Raw genomic sequence first — 19,556 nt, 5'->3', positions numbered from 1 at the left:
GGCCCCCTGTCCATCTCTTTTCTCTTCATATTGGATTGGTAGTTGGATTGGTAGTTGAATCGCTAACTGTCAGGAGGAAATCATGAAACAGACCAAGAGATCCATCTGGCTGGTATTGGCGCTGGCCCTGGCCACCGCGCTGCTGGCGGCCTGTGCCATGGCCACGCCCGCCACCCCAGCCGCCGAAGCACCGGCGTCCGCCCCAGAGGACGCCACCGCGCCCGTGGAGATCACCTTGTGGCACATGGAACAGCCCCCCCACCGGGTGGAGCGGATCCAGCAGCTGATCGATGAGTTCAACGCCGCCCACCCGGACATCGTGGTGCACCAGGAGCCCCAGAACTGGGGCGAGATCTACACCAAGGCGCCCGCCGCGGTGGCCGCGGGGAACGCGCCGGAACTTCTCTTCGCCATCCCCGACTTCACCCCCATCCTCAAGGACCTGGGGAAGGTGCAGCCCATGGAGGAGTTCGTGGCGGAAATCGATGAGCGCTACGGCTACTACCCCGCCGCCGTGGAGCCCTACAACTATGACGGCCACACCTGGGCCGTGCCCCTCTACAACATGGCCCACTCCCTGTGGTATCGCAAGAGCGTCTTCGCCGAAGCCGGCATCGAACCGCCCACCACCTGGGAGGAATGGCTGGCCGCGGCCGAGCAGCTCACCACGGACGGTCAGTATGGCATCGGCCTGCCGGCCAACAAGCACCTCTACACCGACCAGGTGGTCTACGACTTCATGGTCAACGCCGGCGCAGATGAAATCTACAACCCGGACGGCACCCTGCGCTTCAACAACCCCCAGACGGTGGAAGCCTACGACTTCTACAGCCAGCTCTACCGCTTCTCGCCGCCGGACAGCCCCAACTGGACCTGGGGCGAGGCCGAGGCCTGCTTCGCCAACCGCACCTGCGCCATGATCCTCCAGTTCACGGTCATCACCACCTACGACACCCAGGCGGAGGGCGACCCCGAGGACCTGGGCGTAATCCCGATTCCCCACTCGGCCAGCGTGGAGAACAGCGGCACCATCGCCTACTCCAACGCGGTCATGCTCCTGACCGAGGACCCGGCCAAGCAGGAGGCGGCCAAGGAGTTCCTGCGCTTCATCCTGACGCCCGGCAACTATGGACGCTTCCTGAACATGGAGCCGGGGCTCTTCCTGCCGGTGACCGAAGCGGGCAGCCAGGATGAGACCTTCTGGAACGATCCGCTGGCCGTCAAGTACCAGAGCCAGATCGAGACCATGGTCGAGAACGCGCAGACAGGCCGGCTCTTCGGCTTCACCAACGGCAACACCTTCCCCAGCATCGCCGCCATTTCGGCCCAGAATCTGCTGGCCCAGACCCTGCAGATGGTGGTCATCGACGGCATGCCGGCGGAAGAAGCAGTGGCCCAGGGGCAGCGCCTGATGGAAGAAGCCATCAGCCAGTAGCCGCGGTCACATCGAACCGGGTCACGGGCCGGTGGGATGGGCGCTTCTGCCTGACCCACCGGCCCGCCTGCCCCAGAAGATCAAGAGACGGATCAGGTCATGCTCCAATCGCTCTCACGCCCCACCGCCCACAGCCGGCGCATCCTGCTGGGCTACCTGCTGGTGGCCCCACTTCTCCTGTGGCTGGCCGGGACCATCCTCTACCCCCTGCTCTCAGCCGTGCTCCTCAGCCTGCAGGACATCAAGATCATCGGGACGCCGGGCGCCTGGGTGGGCACAGACAACTACGCGCGCGCCCTGGCGGACAGCCGCTTCTGGCAGGCCCTGGGCAGAAGCGGCCTCTGGGTCCTGGCCAACGGCGTCCTCCAGACGGTGGCCGCCTTCGCCACGGCCCTGATCCTGAACCAGCGCTTCCCCGGCCAGAAGATGGCCCGGGTCTGGATCATCCTCTCCTGGATCGTGCCCACGGTGGTGGTGGTGATCATCTGGCGCTGGCTGTTGAGCAGCTCCGGCGTGGTCAACTATCTGCTGGTGAGCCTGGGCCTGCTGGATGGCCCCATGGGCTTCTTCAGCACCCGCAACAGCGCGGCCATGTCCGTGGTGGCCATCAACGCCTGGCGCTGGTTTCCCTTCATGGCCGTCATGGTGCTGGCCGGCCTGCAGAACATCCCCCGAGAACTGTACGAAGCCGCCGCGGTGGACGGTGCCGCCGCGGTCCAGATGTTTTTCCGCATCACCCTGCCCCTGCTCCAGCCCGTGCTCTTCGTGCTGGGGCTGGTGGGCACCCTGTTGTCCTTCAACGTCTTTGACATCATCTGGCTGTTGACCGGGGGCGGACCGTCTGGCGCCACCACCACCCTGCCTGTGCTCATCTACGAGACGGCCTTCACCCGCTACCGGCTGAGCCAGGCTGCGGCCATCTCGGTGCTCTCCGGCCTGCTGTTGATGATCTTCGCCATCCTCTTCATCCGCTTCATGTCGCCCCGGGAGGAAGACGCATGACGGGCCCACTGCGCACCCGTGTCCCCCTGCTGCTGGGCGTCGCCGCCCTGCTGCTGGTGGTGGTCGCGCCCTTCTACTACGTGATCGTCTCCAGCTTCAAAACGCCCCAGGAGATCATCTCCCCGGTGCCGTCCCTCTTCCCCCAAAGCTGGACCTTGCAACACTACGCGAAGCTCCTGCAGGCCTCCAACTTCCCCACCTACCTGGCCAACAGCCTGCTGGTGGCCGCCGGCACCATGCTCATCTGCATGGTCATCAGCACCCTGGCCGCCTATGGCCTCTACCGCATGCAGCTACCGGGCCGGGAATTCCTCTTCCGGGTCATCCTGGTTACCTACGCCTTCCCAGGCGTCTTGCTGCTGATCCCCCTCTACGGCATGATGAGCCAGGTGGGGCTCATCGACCGGCTGTGGGCGCTGATTATCGTCAACGTCACCTTCACCGCGCCCTTCGCCGTCTGGATGCTGCGGGCCTTCTTCACCAGCATCCCCGTGGAGATCGAGGAAGCCGCCACCCTGGACGGGGCCGGCTGGCTCCAGATCCTGGCCCGCATTGTGCTCCCCCTGGCCCTGCCGGGCATCGCCAGCGTGGCCATTTTCGCCTTCATCACCTCCTGGACCGAGTACATGTTCGCCTCGGTGCTCATCGTCAGCGAGGCGGCCCGCACGGTGCCCGTGGGCCTGGCCGGCATCATCGGCCAGTACCAGGTGGACTGGGGGCTGTTGCTGGCCGGCGCCACGGTGACCATGCTGCCGGTCATCCTGCTCTTCAGCTTCGTTGGGCGCAGTTTTGTGGAAGGCCTCACGGCAGGAGCGGTCAAATGAACGCCAGCCGCGCGGATCTGCTGCTGGGCATCGACGCCGGTACCTCGGTGGTGAAAGTCGCCCTCTTCGACCGCCAGGGCCAGGAGATGGCGGTGGCGCGACGCCGCACCCCCATCTACACGCCCCAGCCCGCCTGGTCCGAGGCCGACATGGAGGAAACCTGGGCCCTCACCGCCGAAGCCATCCGCGCCCTCCTGACCGAGTCCGGGATCGACCCGGCCCGCATCGCCGGGGTCGGCCTGACGGGGAACATGGTGGGCGCCTGGCTCGTGGACGCCAACGGTCGGCCCGTCCGCCGGGCCATCCTCTGGAACGACGGCCGCACCCAGGCGCTCATCGACCGCTTCATCCAGGAGCAGCCCGACTTCATGCAGGTCATCTTCCGCACTTCCGGCTCGGTGATGCAACAGGGATGCACCCTGCCCCTGCTGCGCTGGCTGGCCGAGCACGAGCCGGCCAGCCTGGAGAAGGCAGCCTGGGTCCTCTGCTGCAAGGACTGGATCGGGTTCAAGCTCACGGGCGCCGTCCACCTGGACCCCACCGAGGCCAGCGTCATGCCGGGGGATGCCCGGGAGCGGGGGTACAGCCAGGCCATGTGGCAGCTCTTCGGGTTGGAGGAGTACCGCCACCTTTTCCCGCCGCTGGCCCCTTCGGAGCGCATCGGCGGCGTGGTCCAAGAGGAGGCGGCCCGGGTCACCGGGTTGCGGGCGGGCACGCCGGTGGCCGTGGGGGCCGGCGACGTGCCCGCTTCGGCCATCGGGCTGGGCGCGGTCGCGCCTGGGGTGGCCTGCTCCCTGCTGGGCACCAACATCCTCAACTGCCTGGTCACGCCGGCGCCCCTTTTCGAGCCGCCCGACGTGGGCCTGCTTTTCTGTCTGCCCGGCGACCGCTGGCTGCGGGCCACGGTGAACGTCTCCGGCACCACCAGCCTGGACTGGTTCGTGGAGCAGTTCTGTGCTGCAGAGCGGGACGCCGCCGCCACCCCAGCGGACCTCTACGCGGCCCTGGAGGCCCTGGCGCAACGCAGCGGGCCCGGCGCCCGGGGCGTCCTCTACCTCCCCTACCTGAGCGAGCTGGGCATCATCTCGCCCTTCCTGGAGCCCGCAGCCCGGGCCGTCTTCTTCGGCCTGACGGATCGCCACACCCGGGGTGACCTGCTCCAGGCCCTGTATGAGGGCATCGCCCTCTCCATCCGGGACGGTTTTGCCGTGATCCCCCAGGAGGTGGCCGAAATCCGGCTTTCAGGCGGCGGAGCCAAGAGCCGCTATTGGAGCCAGCTCATCGCAGACTGCACGGGCAAGCGAGTAGTGGTGCCCGCGGGCACCGAATTCGGCGCCAAGGGTGCAGCCCTCCTGGCTGCGGTGGGCCTGGGCTGGTTCGCTTCCGTGGACGAGGCCGTGACCGCCACCACCCACCAGGGCCGGCGCTTCGAGCCCAACCCGGACCGGACTGCCCTTTACGAACGGCGGTACGCGGTCTATCGCCGCCTGCAGCAGGATCTGCGCGCCGCCTGGCGTCTGGCTGCCGCGCCTTGAGCTGTGGCTGCGCCCCAGCCAGGCCCATCTGTTTGGCATCCTGGCGAAATGCGGGTACGATTGGGGGGTACACTCCCGGCAACCAACCGTCATCACGCGCGAGGGCGGCACCACCATGAACCGCGAACTGGACATCGAGCAGCCTGCCGACCTGCTGGCCTACCTCCACGCGACCGGGCGCATCCCCCCCGGCGAAGAGCCGGCTGTGCGGCCCCTGTCCGGCGGAGTCTCCAACCGGACGGTCCTCCTGCAGCGGCCCAACGGTGAAGCCTGGGTGCTGAAACAGGCCCTGGCCAAGCTGCGGGTGCCGGTGGATTGGTTCAGCAGCCCAGAGCGGGTCCACCGGGAGGCCCTGGGCCTGCGCTGGCTGCAGAAGCTGGCCCCCCCCGGCACCATTCCGCCCCTCCTCTTCGAGGACCACGAGCATCACCTCCTGGCCATGGCCGCGGTGCCCCAGCCCTATGACAACTGGAAGAGCCTGCTGCTGGCCGGCAAGCTGGATCTGGACCACGTGACCCAATTCGGCCGGCTGCTGGCCACCATCCACCGGCAGGCCTACCTGCAGCGGGAAGAGGTCGAGCCCGTTTTCGTGGACCGCAGCTTCTTCGAGACCCTGCGCCTGGAACCCTACTACGGCTACACGGCCAGCCAGGTCCCCCAGGCCGCTGCCTTCCTCCAGGCCCTGATGGACGCTACCCGCCAGCGGCTGATCACCCTGGTCCACGGCGACTACAGCCCCAAGAACATCCTGATCCACCAGGGGCGGCTGGTCCTGCTGGACCACGAAGTGATTCACTGGGGCGACCCGGCCTTCGACCTGGGCTTCTCCCTCACCCATCTGTTGAGCAAGGCCCACCACGTGGCCGGCCACCGGGAAGCCTTCGCCCAGGCCGCCCACCACTACTGGGAGGTCTATCGAAGCACCCTGGGCGACATGCCCTGGGCGGACGGGCTGGAGGGTTTCGCCGTGCGCCACACCCTGGCCTGCCTGCTGGCCCGGGTGGACGGCCGCTCCCCCCTGGAGTACCTCCGGGAAGAGGAACGCCAGCGCCAGCGCCAGGCGGTGCTCCGGCTCATGGCTGCGCCGCCATCCACCATCCCGACCCTGGTTCAGACCTTTGTATCCACCCTGAATACCCTGGAAACAACCCGGACATAGCCCAATGCCCACCATCCGACGACTGACTGCCCTTGAGATTCTGGACAGCCGGGGCCGCCCGACGGTCCAGGCCACCTGCGAACTGAGCGACGGCACCGTGGGCACGGCCTCGGTGCCATCGGGTGCATCCACCGGCACGGCCGAAGCCCTGGAGCTGCGGGACGGAGATCCCCGGCGCTACGGCGGGCTGGGCTGCCGCAAGGCCGTGGCTCACATCCATCAGGAGCTGCATCAGGCCCTGTCCGGCCGCCCTTTTGAGACCCAACAGGAGCTGGACCAGGCCATGGTCGCCCTGGACGGCACGCCCAACAAGGCCCGGCTGGGCGCCAACGCCCTCCTGGCCGTCTCCCTGGCCTTCGCCAGGGCCACGGCCCACCACCGGGGCGTCCCGCTGTACGAGCAATTCGCGACCATCCTGGCCCAGACGGACGGCGGCCAGGCGCCGGCCTCGTTTCGGCTGCCCCGGCCCACCATCAACCTCTTCAGCGGCGGCAAGCATGCCGGGGGGCAGGTGCCCATCCAGGATGTGCTGGTAGTTCCCGCCCGGGCCCGCACCATGGACGAAGCCCTGAGCACCACCTACGCGGTCTACCAGGCCGCGGCCGATCTCTGTCGGCGCAAATATCAGATGCGCGCCCTCACCGCCGATGAGGGGGGCCTGGCCCCACCCTTTCCCCACGCCCAGGCCATGCTGGAGGACGCGGTGGCCGCCATTCGCGCCGCCGGCTTCGTCCCCGGTCAGGAAGTGGCCCTGGCCATCGACGTGGCGTCCACCCACTTCTTCCAGGACGGACGTTACCACCTGGGTGAAGAGCCCCACGACAGCCTGGCCCAGATTCAGGTGGTCCGGCAGTGGGTGGAGGCGTATCCCATCGTCAGCGTGGAGGATGCCCTGGCGGAGGACGACTGGGAGCACTGGCCGGAACTGCGCCGCCAGTTGGGCGAACGGGTCCTCACCCTGGGCGATGACCTCCTCTGCACCAACCCGGCCCGTATCCAGCGGGCCATCGAACTGGGGGCGGCCAATGCCCTTCTCCTCAAGGTCAACCAGATCGGCACCCTGAGCGAGGCGGCCCAGGCTTTTGTCCTGGCCCGGCGGGCCGGCTGGCAGGTGACCGTCAGCGCGCGCAGCGGCGAGACCGAGGACAACTGGCTGGCCGACCTGGCCGTGGGCTGGGGCGGCGACCAGATCAAGGTAGGTTCCATCACCCAGTCCGAGCGGCTGGCCAAGTACAACCGGCTGTTGGCCATCGAGGTCGCCGCAGGGTTCCCCCTGGTCGCCTGGCCTGGGTAGAGCCTTCCATCAGCCCCCATCCACCCCACGCCCAAGGGCTCCGGGGGATGATTTCCATCATCGGCCCAAGGCCGGCCACGGTCTCGGCAAAGCTACCACGATACCCCACCAAGGGAAAACACCATGAATACCGCGCCCATCCAACGACAAGAGCTCTTCCAGCAACTGCCCGCCGAGTGGCCAGAGCCGTTGCTTCCGGAGATCCGCCGTCAGGTGGCGGCCGGCGGACGCAAGCTGGTGGTGCTGGACGACGACCCCACCGGCACCCAGACGGTCTACGACGTGCCGGTGCTCACAAGCTGGGAGGTGGAGGCCCTGGCGGCAGAGCTGGCCGCCGACAGCCCGGTTTTCTACATCCTGACCAATTCCCGCAGCCTTCCCCTGGCCCAAGCCCAGGCCCTGAACCAGGAGATCGGGCGCAACCTGCGCCAGGCCGGCGCAGAGGCCCAGCGGGACTTCGCCGTGGTCAGCCGCAGCGACTCCACCCTGCGGGGCCACTTCCCAGGCGAGGTGGAGGCCCTGGCGGCTGCCCTGGAAACCGACTTCGACGCCACCCTGCTCATCCCCTTCTTCCTGGAGGGGGGCCGCTACACCATCCACGACGTGCACTACGTGGCCGAAGGGGAGCACCTGATCCCCGCGGCGGAAACGCCCTTCGCCCGGGACGCGGCCTTCGGCTACCGCTCCTCCAACCTGCGGGCGTGGGTGGCCGAGAAGACCGGCGGCCGGGTTGCCGCCGACCAGGTGGCGTCCATCTCCATCGAAGATCTACGCATTGGCGGGCCTGGCCTGGTCCAGGAGCGGCTGATGGCCCTGGCGGGCGGCCGGATCTGCGTGGTCAACGCGGCCAGCCTGCGGGATCTGGAAGTACTGGTGGCGGGCCTGCTGCAGGCCGAAGCCCAGGGCAAGCGCTTCCTCTATCGGACTGCCGCGTCCTTCGTCCAGGTGCGGGCCGGCCTGGCGCCTCGCCCCCTCCTCACGGCCAGCGACCTGGCCCTGCCCGAAGAGGGCGGCGGCCTCTTTGTGGTGGGCTCCTACGTGCCCAAGACCACCGGCCAGGTGGAGGTGCTGCTGCGGCAGTCCGGCATCCAGGGAATTGAAGTGGATGTGGCCGCCCTGCTGGACGACCAACGGCAAAAGGTGGAGATAGCTCGGGCCGTGGATCGGGTCAACCAGGCCCTGGACCAGGGCGCGGATGTGGTCCTCTTCACCAGCCGGGCGCTGGTAACCGGGCCGGATGCCGAGGCCAGCCTGGCCATCGGCCGTCGCGTCTCCGAGAGCCTGGTGCGCATGGTGGCAGGGCTGTCGGTACGTCCTCGCTACCTGGTGGCCAAAGGGGGCATCACCTCCAGCGACATCGCCACCCAGGCCTTGGGCATCCGGCGGGCCTGGGTCCTGGGCCAGATCTTGCCGGGCGTGCCCGTCTGGCAGGCGGGCGCGGAAAGCCGCCTGCCCGGCCTGGCATACGTGGTCTTTCCGGGCAACGTGGGGGAAGCCGACGCCCTGGCCCAGATCGTCCGGAAACTGGGCCGATAGTCCAGGCCCAGGCGGGCGTTGGGGTTGGCCTTCCGCCAGCGATTCAGCTATAATCTCGTGGACAGTAACGACTCTACCGCAAGAAGACCCGGATGCTCTACACCACGACCGAGGTTGACCATGTCCCAGCGGCCATCGACCATTCCGCCCCAACAGACCTTCACCCCGGCGGCGCGGGTGCGCGGCTTCGGCACCACCGTATTCGCCGAATTCACCGCCCTGGCCATTGAACACAACGCGGTGAACCTGGGCCAGGGCTTTCCCAACTTCCCGGCGCCCGACTTCATCAAGGAAGCCGCCCAACGGGCCATCGCGGCCGATCTCAACCAGTATGCCCGCAGCGCCGGCCATCCCCGGCTGGTCAACGCCCTGTCTGCGGTTTACAGCCCCCTCTTCGGCCGGGAGCTGGATCCGCTGCACGAGATCGTGGTCACCGTGGGTGCCACCGAGGGCATCTTCGCCACCATCCAGGCCCTGGTGGAGCCGGGCGACGAGGTGATCCTGATCGAACCCTTCTACGACAGCTACCCGGCGGCCGTGACCATGGCTGGTGGCACGCCGGTCTACGTGCCCTTGCGGCCCACGGCGAATCGAGAGCGGGCCGCCGGCTGGGCCCTGGACATGGATGAGCTGCGGGCGGCCTTCAGTCCCCGCACCCGCCTGTTGATCCTCAACACCCCCCAGAACCCCATCGGCAAGGTCTTCAGCCGGGAGGAGCTGGCCCAGATCGCAGCCCTGGTCCAGGAATTCGATGCCTATGTGCTGAGCGACGAAGTGTACGAGTGGATGGTCTACGGCGACGGTCAGGAGCCGGTGGAGCATGTGCGCATCGCCACCCTCCCCGGCATGTGGGAACGGACCATCACCCTGGGCAGCGCGGGCAAGACCTTTTCGGTCACCGGCTGGAAGATCGGTTGGGCCATTGCGCCGGCGCCCATCGCCCACGCCATCTTCATGGCCCACCAGTGGATCCCCTTCGCGGTGGCCACGCCCCTGCAGGAGGCGGTGGCCTGTGCCTTTGAGGAGGCCGAGGCCCGGGGCTATTTCAACTGGCTGCGCACCACGTACCGCCAAAAGCGGGACAGGCTCCTCCAGGTGCTCCAGGAAGTGGGGCTCCAGCCCGTCTCGCCGGATGGATCGTACTTTATCATCTTTGAAACCGGCCACCTGGATGTGCCCGTGCCGCCCAACACCCGGCGGGACTACGCAGTCTGCCGCTGGTTCACCCAGGAGGTCGGCGTGGCGGCGATTCCGCCCAGCCCCTTCTACAGCCCGCCCCACAAGCACCTGACGGACAATCTGGCCCGATTCACCTTCTGCAAGACCGACGACCTGCTGGAGGAGGCGGCTGAGCGCCTGCGGGCCGCGCTGGGTTGAGGACAGGGGAAACGGTAACGCGCCTGCGGAAGGGCGCCGGTCCTTGTAGGGGCGAAAAATTTTTCGCCCCGATTGAGCCCAGGCAGATGAAGGAGCGGCCATGTCCCGTAGGGGCGGGCCCCCGTGCCCGCCCGAAGGTACCAGACCCAGGCAGATGAAGGCATGGCGACGCATGCGCTAACCGGGATGTAGGGGCGAAAAATTTTTCGCCCCGATTGAGCCCAGGCAGATGAAGGAGCGACCCTGCCCCGTAGGGGCGGGCCCTACTCGTTAACAGCAAAGAACAACCATCCCAAAACATCAAAATAGAGGTCAAGAAACACCGTGATCCAGCTACAGGTCGTTCAAGGGAACATTGTCCAGCAAGAAGCCGACTGCATTGTGGTGAACCTCTTCGCCGGCGTGACGGAACCAGCTGGCGCCACCGGCGCGCTGGATCGGGCATTGGATGGCGCTATCCGCCGGCTCATCCAGAGCGGTGACTTCAGCGGCGAGGCAGGCACCACCGCAACCCTCTACACCAGTGGCCAGATCCCGGCCCCGCGGGTGCTGGTGGTGGGCCTGGGCCCCCAGGAGCGTTTCGACCTCCACGCCGCGCGCAAAGCAGCTGCCACTGCGGCCCGGGCCTTGGGCCGGATGAAGGGCGTGCGCCGCTTCGCCACGGTGGTTCACGGCGGGGGCGCGGGCGGTCTGGAACCTACGGACGCAGCCCAGGCCCTGGCCGAAGGGACCCTGCTGGCCGACTACACGCCCCCCCAATACAAACGTGAGCCCCAGTCCAGCCACCTGGAGACCTGCACCGTGGTGGAGTTCGACGCCGCCAGGGTGGATGCTGTGGCCGCCGGCGTGCAGGCTGGCCAGGCCATCGCGACCGGTGTCTACCGGGCGCGGGATTACATCAGCGAGCCGCCCAATGTCCTCACGCCGGTGGAGTTCGCCCGGCGGGCCCAGGCCATGGCCGAGGAGGTAGGCCTCCGATGCACGGTGCTGGGCGAGGCGGAGATGCGGGAGCTGAAGATGGGGATGCTGCTGGCCGTTAGCCAGGGCAGCGCCAACGAGGCCCAGCTCATCATCCTGGAGCACGCCCCCGCCGGCAGCGAGGCGCAGCAGCCCCTGGTGCTGGTGGGCAAGGGCATCACCTTCGACACAGGCGGTATCAGCCTCAAGCCGTCGGCCAACATGTGGTACATGAAAGACGACATGAGCGGCGCCGCAGCGGTGATCGGCGCGCTGGAGGCCATTGCCCGCCTGGGGCTGCCCCGGCGGGTGATCGGCGTGGCTGCCTGCGTGGAGAACATGCCCGACGGCGCCGCCTACCGGCCGGGCGACATCCTCACCAGCATGACCGGCAAGACCGCGGAGATCATCAGCACCGACGCGGAAGGGCGCCTGGTTCTGGCCGATGCCCTGGGCTATGTGGCGCGCTTCAACCCGGCCGCGGTGGTGGACCTGGCCACCCTGACCGGCGCCATCGGCGTGGCCCTGGGCACCCAGGCAGCCGGCCTCTTCGCCAACGATGAAGCCCTGCAACAGGCCCTCCTGGGCGCGGCGGACCGGAGCGGGGAACGCCTCTGGCCCATGCCCTTGTACGACGAGTACAAGGAGGAGATCAAAAGCGACATGGCCGAGGTGAAGAACAGCGGCGGGCGGGATGGCGGCGTGGCCACCAGCGCCAAGTTCCTGGAACACTTCACCGAGGGTTACCCCTGGGCCCACCTGGACATTGCAGCCATGGCCTGGGCCAAGAGCGACCAGAACCCGCTGATCCCCAAGGGCGCGGCGGGCTATGGCGTACGCCTGCTGGTGGAATTGGCAAAAGCCTATTGAGGAGGGTATGCTACCCGGCAGGTGGCAAAAGGGGTCGGGTTGAGGGCTCCAGCCAGAGGACCCGCCCCAGGATCGGGATCCAGGTAGCTGGATTTTCGCAGGCAAGGAGGAATGAATTTCTATGCAACGACGCCGCCCCAACGGGCGCCTGACTCATACAGTACGCCAGCCGTTTCAGGCCTTTCTTCCCACGAAGACGATAGAGCCCGGCGGCATTGCGCCAATGGGTTCCGCCAGAGGCAGTGTGGCCCAATTTCTGCCGTGGCCTTTATGCCGCCGTATCCTGGGAAGCGCGACCCTGGCGCTCCTGCCCCTGTTGACAGGGGCGGCCGTGGCCCAGGCCGCGTCGCTCACCCAGGAGGCGGGCAGCGACAACGTCAGCATCTGGCCGGTGTTGCTGCCGTTGCTGACCGCTTCTGTCGGCATTGAGCGTGCCATCGAAGTTTTCTGGAATTATGTAGACTGGATCATCCTCAACTTCCGGGGCGGCCAGCCGGCCCAGTTGAAATCTCCCCAGTATCTCCAGTTCAAAAGCGGAACGAGCCTGGTGCTGGGCATTGTGATCGGCATCCTGGTCTCCAACTTCACCGGCATGCGGCTGCTGGAGTATCTGCGCCCGCTGGCGCCGGCCTTTTTGGACAACGTGCCGGTACTGTGGGATGTGGTGCTCACCGGCGTGATCATCGGCAGCGGCTCCAAGCCGGCCCACGACATCCTGGGCATCATCACCCAGTTCAAAAACTTCCTGGCCAACAGCGCCATCCGCCAGCGGGAAGCCGCCAGCGCAGCCCTGGCCGACGGCGTCCTCAAGCTGGCCCAGAGCGATGCCCAGGCCATGATCGAAGTGCCGGGCGTCGGTCCGGCCCGGCTGGCCGCGCCAGCGGGAAGCCGTGGATTGGATGAAGAGGACGCGGGAGAGGCCGGCCCAGAAGTCAGCCCCACGGAGCGCTACATCGCTATCCTTCACAACCGCACCAGCATGTAGTTCAGCCGTGGGGATTGGGTGCCTGCAGGTGGATTTCCGCCGAGGTTGACCTACTGTCTGTGGCCGTATTGCCAGCGGTAGCCGAGGGCTAACAGCAGAAAGGTACACAGGCCCAACAGGGCAAAGGATCCCCATTGTGGCCATGGGGACGTGTTCTGAGTCGGCGCAGGACGCGTCCCCAACAGGCGCTGTGCTGTATGTTGCCGGTGGGTACGTTCCAGGGCCTGATGGAGGGTCTGGCGGAAGTGGGGCGCAGGATGGACCTGGGGCAAAGCCTGGGCCACGTCCTCGGCCAGAACGGTGAGGGGGAAGAGGTGTGGCGCCAGGACGGTGATGGCCGCGGTCAAATTCTCGCCCACCTGGACGGTCACGTTTTGGGTCCGGGCGCCCCGGGCTGTGGACAGGCGACGAAAGTGGCTCTCCAGGACTTCCTCCGCCGGCAATACCCGCCCTTCCCCCAGATCGACACCGGGTTGTTGCCCTTCCACCGGCCAGCACGCCCGGAGCCAATGCCACAAACGCTCCATTCAGGACTCCTTCCCAGTCATGACAGCTGTTCCTGGTCGTCTTCGGCCTCTGATGAATGGCCATCCGCGTTCATCCCCCACCCCCGGGCTTCCAGGTCCTTGCGCAGGGCCGCCAGGGTCCGAAAGTAGAGGGATTTGATGGCGCTTTCACTCTTGTTCATGAGCTCCCCGATCTCCAGATTGGAGAGCCGGCTGCCAAATTTGTAGAAAAGCAGATTCTTCCGCTCCTCGGGCAGGCGCTCAATGGCAGCGGAGAGGGCAGCCAGCCTCTCCTCCTCTTCCACCCGTTCCTCAGGCGACTCCTGGCTGTGGCCATGGAACCAGAGGCGGTCCAGGGAGAGGAAATGACGCCGCTTCCGGTCGCGGTGCCAGTTGGCCACCAGGTTGTGGGCAATGCGGAAGAGCCAGGCAGAAAAGGGAAGCCCCCGATCCTCATACGAATCCAGGCGATCCAACGCCCGGTAAAAGGTGCGGGCGGTCAGGTCTTCCGCGTCCTGAGTATTTCCGACCCGGTGGAAGATGTAGGCGTAGATCCGATCGACGTAGCGCTCGTAGAGGATGCCAAACGCGGCCGGATCCTGCCGGGCCTGCTCCACCAACAGCGCCTCCTCTGCCTGGGTACCCACCTGGGCGTCAGGCGCAGACTCACCGTCGGCGGCGGTATCGGTTTCCTGGGGCACAGCCGCTTCGGATGGAATCGCCTGGGGCGTTGCTTCCTCCCGCTCCCGGCTCCGGGCGGCAAAATGTAGCGGATTTTTCACCGGACTATCCGTTGGCCAACAGGAACAACTGACAAACAGGAACAACGACCATCCAGCACGCGGGTGCTGGCTTCCCTGGGAAGACGGACCCGCGGCGTGTGAGAGGCTATTATAGAGCCAGCCTCGCCAAAAGACAAAACGGTCCACCCAGAGCCAAGGAGCGCGCCCTATGTCTACACCTCCCTCGCCCCATTTCTCCCCGGTCAACCTGGCCGGCCTGTGGAACCAGGACCGCCGGCATTTGGACGCCACGCTGCGCCCACCGCAGGACTACGCGAACCGACACGGCCTGCAGAACATCCTGGGCATCCCCTTCGAGCTGGGGCCGGCAGACAGCCCCAATGTCATCCTGTTGGACCAGGAGCCGGTCACCATCCCCCTGGACGGCGCCAGGGCCTCCTACATCCTCTTCCTCCACGCCGTGGAGGATCGGGTAACCTGCTACCAGCAAGGGCTGGCCGACTATGCCACCGACGGCAACGAGTTGGGCACCCAGGTGGCCCAGTATACCCTGGAATATGCCGACGGCCAGGCAGCAGCCACCCCGATCCTGCGACGCTTCGCCATCCAGCAGAGTCGCATCCAGTGGGGTGCCAGCCCCTTCGCGGCCATGCCGGCCCAGAAGCCCGAGGTCTTCCTCACCACCACCGACGAGCAGATCCTGGGTCGGGTCCCCCGGCAGCCTTACGGCCGGGGAGAAACCCGCCACATCTCTGGCCGGGAGGTGCGCCCGGAGCATCTGTGGGTCTATGCCCTGCCCAACCCCCACCCAGAGCGCCCCATCCGCCAACTGGTGCTGAGCCCGGGCGAGGAGCGGGCCGTGATCTACGCCATCTCCATCACCCAGCTCCAGGAGCACCCCCTGCGGCCCGGCGTGCGCCGCAAGCTCCGACTGACCTTGCCCGAGGGGGTGGAAGTCAATCGTCTGGGTGAGCTGGAAGGAGTGGACATCGACCTGGGCACGGTGATCTCGGCTCGGGCCGCCCTGGACTACGACGCCGACCGCTGGCAGGGTGAAGAGCCGGTGGTCCAGCCCCGGCGCTCCGACCGGGAGGTGCTGGTGGAGTACGCCGCACATCCCCATGCCCGGCTCTACCTGACCACCGGCCCAGACAGCCATCTGGCGGTGGATCTGGCCACCCTGGATCACCCGGCTGTGGTGGAAGTGAAGCCGGCGCACCGGCCGGTCACGGTGCGGGTGGTGGCACGGGAGAGCGGACAGCCTGTGGCCGTGCGCCTGCACATGCACGGCGAGGCGGGGGAATATCTGCCGCCCCGGGGGCATCACCGCAAGGTCAACGGCTACTGGTTCGAAGATAACTACGCCGAGTTCGTGAACCTCTACAACCAGTACAGCTACATCGACGGCCATTGTGTGGTGGACCTGCCCCTGGGTTGGGTCTACGTGGAGATCACCCGGGGGTACGAAGTCAGACCCATCCGCACTCGAGTGGAGGTGAAGCCCGAAACGGAAGAACTTGTCTTCGAGCTGGACAAGGTTCTGCGCTGGCGGGAGCAGGGATGGGTCACCGCCGACACCCATGTCCACTTCCTGAGTCCCCAGACAGCTCTGCTGGAAGGACAGGCAGAAGGGGTCAACGTGGTCAATCTGCTGGCCAGCCAGTGGGGTGAAATGTTCAGCAACGTGGGGGATTTCGACGGCAAGACCACCTTCGGCGCCCGGGAGTTTGGCGGGGATGGGGAGTTCCTGGTACGGGTGGGCACGGAAAACCGCATGCAAGTCCTGGGGCACATTTCACTCTTGGGCTATGCCGGCGCCATGATCCACCCCCTCTGCACAGGCGGCCCCACCGAATCGGCCATCGGCGACCCGTTGGAAGTGACCATGGCCGAGTGGGCCGAACGCTGCATCGCCCAGGGGGGGCTGGTGGTCATGCCCCATGCGCCCAACCCCCAGTTGGAACGCGCGGCCGACTTCGTGCTGGGGGTGGTCCACGCCACCGAGATGATGACCTTCAACCCCCTCTCGCCCAACAACATCCAGGTCAACCCATACGGGCTGGCCGATTGGTACCGCTACCTCAACCTGGGCTACCAGATCCCGGTGGTGGGCGGCTCCGACAAAATGGCCGCGTCCTCCCTGCTGGGCGGCATCCGCACCTATGCCCACCTGGGGGAACGGGAATTCACCTACGAGAACTGGATGGCCGCGGTGCGGGACGGCAATACCTTTGTGACCGTGGGCCCGCTGGCGGCCATCACCGTGGAGGGGGTGAGTCCCGGTGGACAGGTGCACCTGCCCGCCGGCGGCGGCACCGTCCAGGTGACCTGGCGGGTGGAATCGGTGAGCCTGCCCATTGAGCAGGTGGAGGTGGTGGTCGGCGGCCTGACGGCAGAGCAGGTGCACGTGGGCAAAGCCCTGGACGCATCGGGGAGCGTTGCCTTGCCCATCCGGGAATCCACCTGGATCGCGCTGCGGGTGCGGGGCAGCTACAAGGGCCAGGCCGGAGAGATTGCGGCCCACACCAGTGCGGTGCAGGTGTTGGTGGACGGAAAGCCCCTGTTCTCTCCCACGGATGCTGCCGCGGTGCTGGATCAAATTGAGGGAGCCATCGCCTATGTGGATACCCTGGCCCCTCGCCCGGAAGCCCAGCGCTTCCGGCAGCTCCGGGCCCGACTGGAAGCGGCCTACAACCGCCTCCACCAGCGGATGCACCAGCAGGGGATCTTTCACCGGCACACGCCCCTGCACCAACACGACCGGCCCCATGAGCATTAGGCCGGCCCATCAAACGTGGAAGCGGAAGAAGATGATATCGCCGTCCTGCACCACGTACTCCTTCCCTTCCAGCCGCACCGCGCCGGCGGTACGGGCTGCCTGCCAGCTTCCATATTGCACAAACTGCTCATAGGGTAGCACTTCGGCGCGGATGAAGCCCCGCTGGAAGTCGGTGTGGATGGTGCCCGCAGCCTCCGGCGCGGTCGATCCCTGGGGAATCTCCCACGCGCGCGCTTCTTCTTCGTTGAAAGTGAAGAAGGTGATGAGCCCCAGCAGCCGAAAGCTGGTGCGCACCACCTGCTCCAGGCCGCTCTCGGAGGCGCCGGACGCCTGCAGGAATTGATGCCTTTCGTCCAGGCTGAGGCCGGCCATTTCGGCCTCCAGCTGGGCGCACAGCTTGACCATGGCAGCGCCCTGTTCAGCGGCCACCGCCTGCACGGCTCGCACATAGTCGTTGTCCTCGGCCAGGCCGGCTTCATCCACGTTGGCGGCGTAGATGACCGGCTTGGCCGTGAGGAACTGGAGCTCCCGGTTGAGCTGCTGGAACGCCTGGCTCTCCCGCTCCTGAAATTGGCTGGCCAGGCGCCCCGCGGCCAGGTGCTCCTCCAGTCGCCGGGCCAGATCCAGGACGGGCTGGAGGTGCCGGTCTGCCTTGGCCTGGCGGCTGAGCCGCTCGATCTTGCGCTGGAGCTGCTCCAGGTCGGCCAGGATCAACTCTAGATTGACGGTTTCAATGTCGGCCCGGGGATCCAGCTCTCCGTGGACGTGGACCACGTTCTCGTCTTCAAAGCAACGCACCACGTGGACCAGGGCAGCCGTGTTGCGGATGTGGCCCAGGAACTGGTTGCCCAACCCTTCCCCCTGGCTGGCCCCCTTCACCAGACCGGCGATGTCCACGAACTCCACCGTGGCGTAGATGATGCGGGCTACGCCGGTCAGCCGGGCGATGGTCTCCACCCGGGGGTCGCGGACCGGCACGATGGCCCGGTTGGGCTCAATGGTGCAGAAGGGATAGTTGGCCACTTCGGCCTGCTGTTCTTCAATGAGGGCGTTGAAGACGGTGCTTTTGCCCACGTTGGGCAGGCCGATCAGCCCGATGGTCAACCCCATGGGTCTCTCCTCTTCAAGTTATCTCTGTCGCTATCTTCAGTTGTCGCTATCTTCAGTTGCCTTCCGGAAGGAGTCCCTGGGTGAGGGCCGACTGCCGGGCGGCTTCCAGGGCGGCCAGGGTGCTGTCGATGTCCCCGTCCTGTTGGGCTGCGGCCTGGGCAAACTGGGTCAAACGGCGGCCGTACACGCTGGCCATCTCGTTGGGCAACTGCAGGATCAGGGGCAGCACGGCCTGATCCGCGCCCTCCAACAGCGTCACGCCCTGGCGCACCAGGGCCGGCAGGGCCTCCTGGTCCACATCGGTGCGGGCCGGCGCGAAGACAAACTCCTGTCCGGCGTGCTGGGTGAGGGTGGCCTGGGCTTCCGGCGAGGCCAGGAACGCCAGAAAGGTCATGGCCTCGGGCAGGTGGGGCGCGTCCATGGGGGCCACCATGCCCAGGGTCACCAGCACCTCGGCCCGGGGGATGGTGGAATCCAGGCTGGGGAAGGGGGCAAAGGCCAGTTGCTCCCGGAAATTGGCCGGCAGGTCGTCCAGGGCGCCGGGCCCCAGCAGGGCCATGCCCGCGGTGGCATCCATCAGCCCGGACTCCCCATGCTCCACCAGGGCCAGGGCGCTCTCCAGGGTACTCAGGCGCTCGGGGTGCTCCAGGAAATAGCCCCGGTCGAAGAGCAGCTGCCAGGTCTCCAGGACCGTGCGCACCCGGGCATCGTCAAAGGGAAGCTGTCCCCGGGCCAGGGCCTGGTGCACGTCCGCGCCGTACAGCCGCAGAATCAGATAGTCGAACCAGAGGGAGGTAGCCCAGGCATCGTCCCCGGGCAGGGCAAAGGGGGTGATCCCCTGGGATTGGAGGACGTCGGCCACGGCCAGCAGCTCATCCCAGGTGGCCGGCGGCGTCAGGCCCATCTGCTCGAAGCGGGCCCGGTTGTAGTAGAGGGCCGACCAGGCATAGCCGGCCGGGAGGAAAAACTGTTTGCCGCCGTGGGTGGCCATGGCCGTCAGGAAAGGCGGCAGGTGCTGGTCCAGGTCAGCCATCTGCCAGACATCGCTGACGTCCGCCACCAGCCCCGCCTGGATGGCGGCCTCCAGCCAGTAGCCCGGCATGATGGTGAGCACATCGGGCGGCCCATCGGTCAGGTAGCGCTGGGGGGCCATGGCGAAGCGCTGGCGATCCACAGTGATGTGGGGGTGAAGCTCGTGGAAGCGGGCCAGGAGCTCCTGCTCCACCTCTGTCTGGGCGGCTCCGGAGACGTAGCGCAGGGTCACCGGGGTGGGGGTGGGCTCAGCCGGACGCAGGCGTCCACAGCCGGCCAGCAACAGGGCCACAGCCAGCCCCAGGAGCAGCTGCAGCCAAACCTGGCGGCAGGGCAGGTACAGATGGATACGAAGCACGATAAAACCTCCCCATGATGACTCCCCTGCAAAGGTCAAATGAGGACGCTGACC

15 protein-coding genes are annotated in these 19,556 nt (G+C 66.9%); 11 read left to right on the top strand and 4 right to left on the bottom strand.

Translation table 11 applies throughout. The annotated features are described in order from the left end of the window. The first annotated feature begins 82 nt into the window (after positions 1–82). The 10 genes from FKZ61_RS16835 (at position 83) to FKZ61_RS16790 (ending at position 12,974) form a co-directional block, all read left to right on the top strand. Positions 83–1,435 carry an ABC transporter substrate-binding protein gene (locus FKZ61_RS16835; RefSeq protein ID WP_229964295.1) on the top strand — a complete coding sequence of 451 codons (1,353 nt, stop codon included), beginning with the start codon at positions 83–85 and terminating at the stop codon, positions 1,433–1,435. A 99-nt stretch (positions 1,436–1,534) separates the two neighbouring features. After that, entirely contained in the window at positions 1,535–2,437 is a 903-nt protein-coding gene (locus FKZ61_RS16830; RefSeq protein WP_141611299.1) for a carbohydrate ABC transporter permease, read from the top strand. After that, on the top strand, positions 2,434–3,261 hold the full coding sequence (locus FKZ61_RS16825; protein WP_141611298.1) for a carbohydrate ABC transporter permease: 828 nt from the start codon (positions 2,434–2,436) through the stop codon (positions 3,259–3,261). Before FKZ61_RS16830 ends, FKZ61_RS16825 begins: the two co-directional genes overlap by 4 nt. After that, the gene (locus FKZ61_RS16820) at positions 3,258–4,796 is read left to right on the top strand and encodes an FGGY-family carbohydrate kinase (protein ID WP_141611297.1); all 1,539 of its coding nucleotides are present in this window, start codon (positions 3,258–3,260) and stop codon (positions 4,794–4,796) included. The genes FKZ61_RS16825 and FKZ61_RS16820 overlap by 4 nt, the downstream gene beginning before the upstream one ends. Before the next feature lie 115 nt (positions 4,797–4,911). Further along, positions 4,912–5,955, top strand: coding sequence for a phosphotransferase family protein (locus FKZ61_RS16815; RefSeq protein WP_141611296.1), 1,044 nt, complete (start codon positions 4,912–4,914; stop codon positions 5,953–5,955). A gap of 4 nt (positions 5,956–5,959) precedes the next feature. Then, positions 5,960–7,249, top strand: coding sequence for a phosphopyruvate hydratase (eno, locus tag FKZ61_RS16810; protein WP_141611295.1), 1,290 nt, complete (start codon positions 5,960–5,962; stop codon positions 7,247–7,249). Between the two features lie 123 nt (positions 7,250–7,372). Beyond that, positions 7,373–8,785, top strand: coding sequence for a four-carbon acid sugar kinase family protein (locus tag FKZ61_RS16805; RefSeq protein WP_141611294.1), 1,413 nt, complete (start codon positions 7,373–7,375; stop codon positions 8,783–8,785). Between the two features lie 120 nt (positions 8,786–8,905). Continuing rightward, a complete protein-coding gene (locus FKZ61_RS16800; RefSeq protein ID WP_141611293.1) occupies positions 8,906–10,162 on the top strand; it encodes an aminotransferase class I/II-fold pyridoxal phosphate-dependent enzyme in 1,257 nt (418 codons plus the stop codon). 324 nt (positions 10,163–10,486) lie between these two features. Then, positions 10,487–11,989 (top strand): leucyl aminopeptidase, encoded by a 1,503-nt coding sequence (locus FKZ61_RS16795; protein WP_141611292.1) that lies wholly within the window; start codon positions 10,487–10,489, stop codon positions 11,987–11,989. A gap of 244 nt (positions 11,990–12,233) precedes the next feature. Continuing rightward, positions 12,234–12,974, top strand: a complete 741-nt coding sequence (locus FKZ61_RS16790) for a hypothetical protein (RefSeq protein ID WP_141611291.1) — start codon at positions 12,234–12,236, stop codon at positions 12,972–12,974. A gap of 50 nt (positions 12,975–13,024) precedes the next feature. Here the strand turns inward: FKZ61_RS16790 and FKZ61_RS16785 are convergent, their stop codons facing one another. After that, the gene (locus FKZ61_RS16785; RefSeq protein ID WP_141611290.1) at positions 13,025–13,501 is read right to left on the bottom strand and encodes a hypothetical protein; all 477 of its coding nucleotides are present in this window, start codon (positions 13,499–13,501) and stop codon (positions 13,025–13,027) included. A gap of 17 nt (positions 13,502–13,518) precedes the next feature. Continuing rightward, the gene (locus FKZ61_RS16780; protein WP_170199867.1) at positions 13,519–14,262 is read right to left on the bottom strand and encodes an RNA polymerase sigma factor; all 744 of its coding nucleotides are present in this window, start codon (positions 14,260–14,262) and stop codon (positions 13,519–13,521) included. 169 nt (positions 14,263–14,431) lie between these two features. Between FKZ61_RS16780 and FKZ61_RS16775 the strand changes: the two genes are divergently transcribed. After that, the gene (locus tag FKZ61_RS16775) at positions 14,432–17,002 is read left to right on the top strand and encodes a CehA/McbA family metallohydrolase (protein ID WP_211358603.1); all 2,571 of its coding nucleotides are present in this window, start codon (positions 14,432–14,434) and stop codon (positions 17,000–17,002) included. 9 nt (positions 17,003–17,011) lie between these two features. On the opposite strand, the gene ychF is transcribed toward FKZ61_RS16775, so the two are convergent. Both ychF and FKZ61_RS16765 read right to left on the bottom strand, forming a co-directional pair. Continuing rightward, a complete protein-coding gene (gene ychF / locus FKZ61_RS16770; RefSeq protein WP_141611288.1) occupies positions 17,012–18,112 on the bottom strand; it encodes a redox-regulated ATPase YchF in 1,101 nt (366 codons plus the stop codon). 52 nt (positions 18,113–18,164) lie between these two features. Further along, positions 18,165–19,502, bottom strand: a complete 1,338-nt coding sequence (locus FKZ61_RS16765; RefSeq protein ID WP_170199865.1) for an ABC transporter substrate-binding protein — start codon at positions 19,500–19,502, stop codon at positions 18,165–18,167. Between the last annotated feature and the right edge of the window lie 54 nt (positions 19,503–19,556).

Origin of the sequence: Litorilinea aerophila, assembly GCF_006569185.2 — a bacterium.
Lineage (GTDB): Bacteria > Chloroflexota > Anaerolineae > Caldilineales > Caldilineaceae > Litorilinea > Litorilinea aerophila.
The sequence above is the reverse complement of the archived record's forward strand: the minus strand, read 5'-3'. Positions and strand labels throughout refer to the sequence as shown.

Coding starts and splice junctions, on each gene's coding strand:
- FKZ61_RS16825 (WP_141611298.1), top strand. CDS start 2,434: ATGACGGGCCCACTGCGCACCCGTGTCCCCCTGCTGCTGGGCGTCGCC.
- FKZ61_RS16815 (WP_141611296.1), top strand. CDS start 4,912: ATGAACCGCGAACTGGACATCGAGCAGCCTGCCGACCTGCTGGCCTAC.
- FKZ61_RS16775 (WP_211358603.1), top strand. CDS start 14,432: ATGTCTACACCTCCCTCGCCCCATTTCTCCCCGGTCAACCTGGCCGGC.
- FKZ61_RS16785 (WP_141611290.1), bottom strand. CDS start 13,501: ATGGAGCGTTTGTGGCATTGGCTCCGGGCGTGCTGGCCGGTGGAAGGG.
- eno (WP_141611295.1), top strand. CDS start 5,960: ATGCCCACCATCCGACGACTGACTGCCCTTGAGATTCTGGACAGCCGG.
- FKZ61_RS16820 (WP_141611297.1), top strand. CDS start 3,258: ATGAACGCCAGCCGCGCGGATCTGCTGCTGGGCATCGACGCCGGTACC.
- FKZ61_RS16835 (WP_229964295.1), top strand. CDS start 83: ATGAAACAGACCAAGAGATCCATCTGGCTGGTATTGGCGCTGGCCCTG.
- ychF (WP_141611288.1), bottom strand. CDS start 18,112: ATGGGGTTGACCATCGGGCTGATCGGCCTGCCCAACGTGGGCAAAAGC.
- FKZ61_RS16805 (WP_141611294.1), top strand. CDS start 7,373: ATGAATACCGCGCCCATCCAACGACAAGAGCTCTTCCAGCAACTGCCC.
- FKZ61_RS16800 (WP_141611293.1), top strand. CDS start 8,906: ATGTCCCAGCGGCCATCGACCATTCCGCCCCAACAGACCTTCACCCCG.
- FKZ61_RS16830 (WP_141611299.1), top strand. CDS start 1,535: ATGCTCCAATCGCTCTCACGCCCCACCGCCCACAGCCGGCGCATCCTG.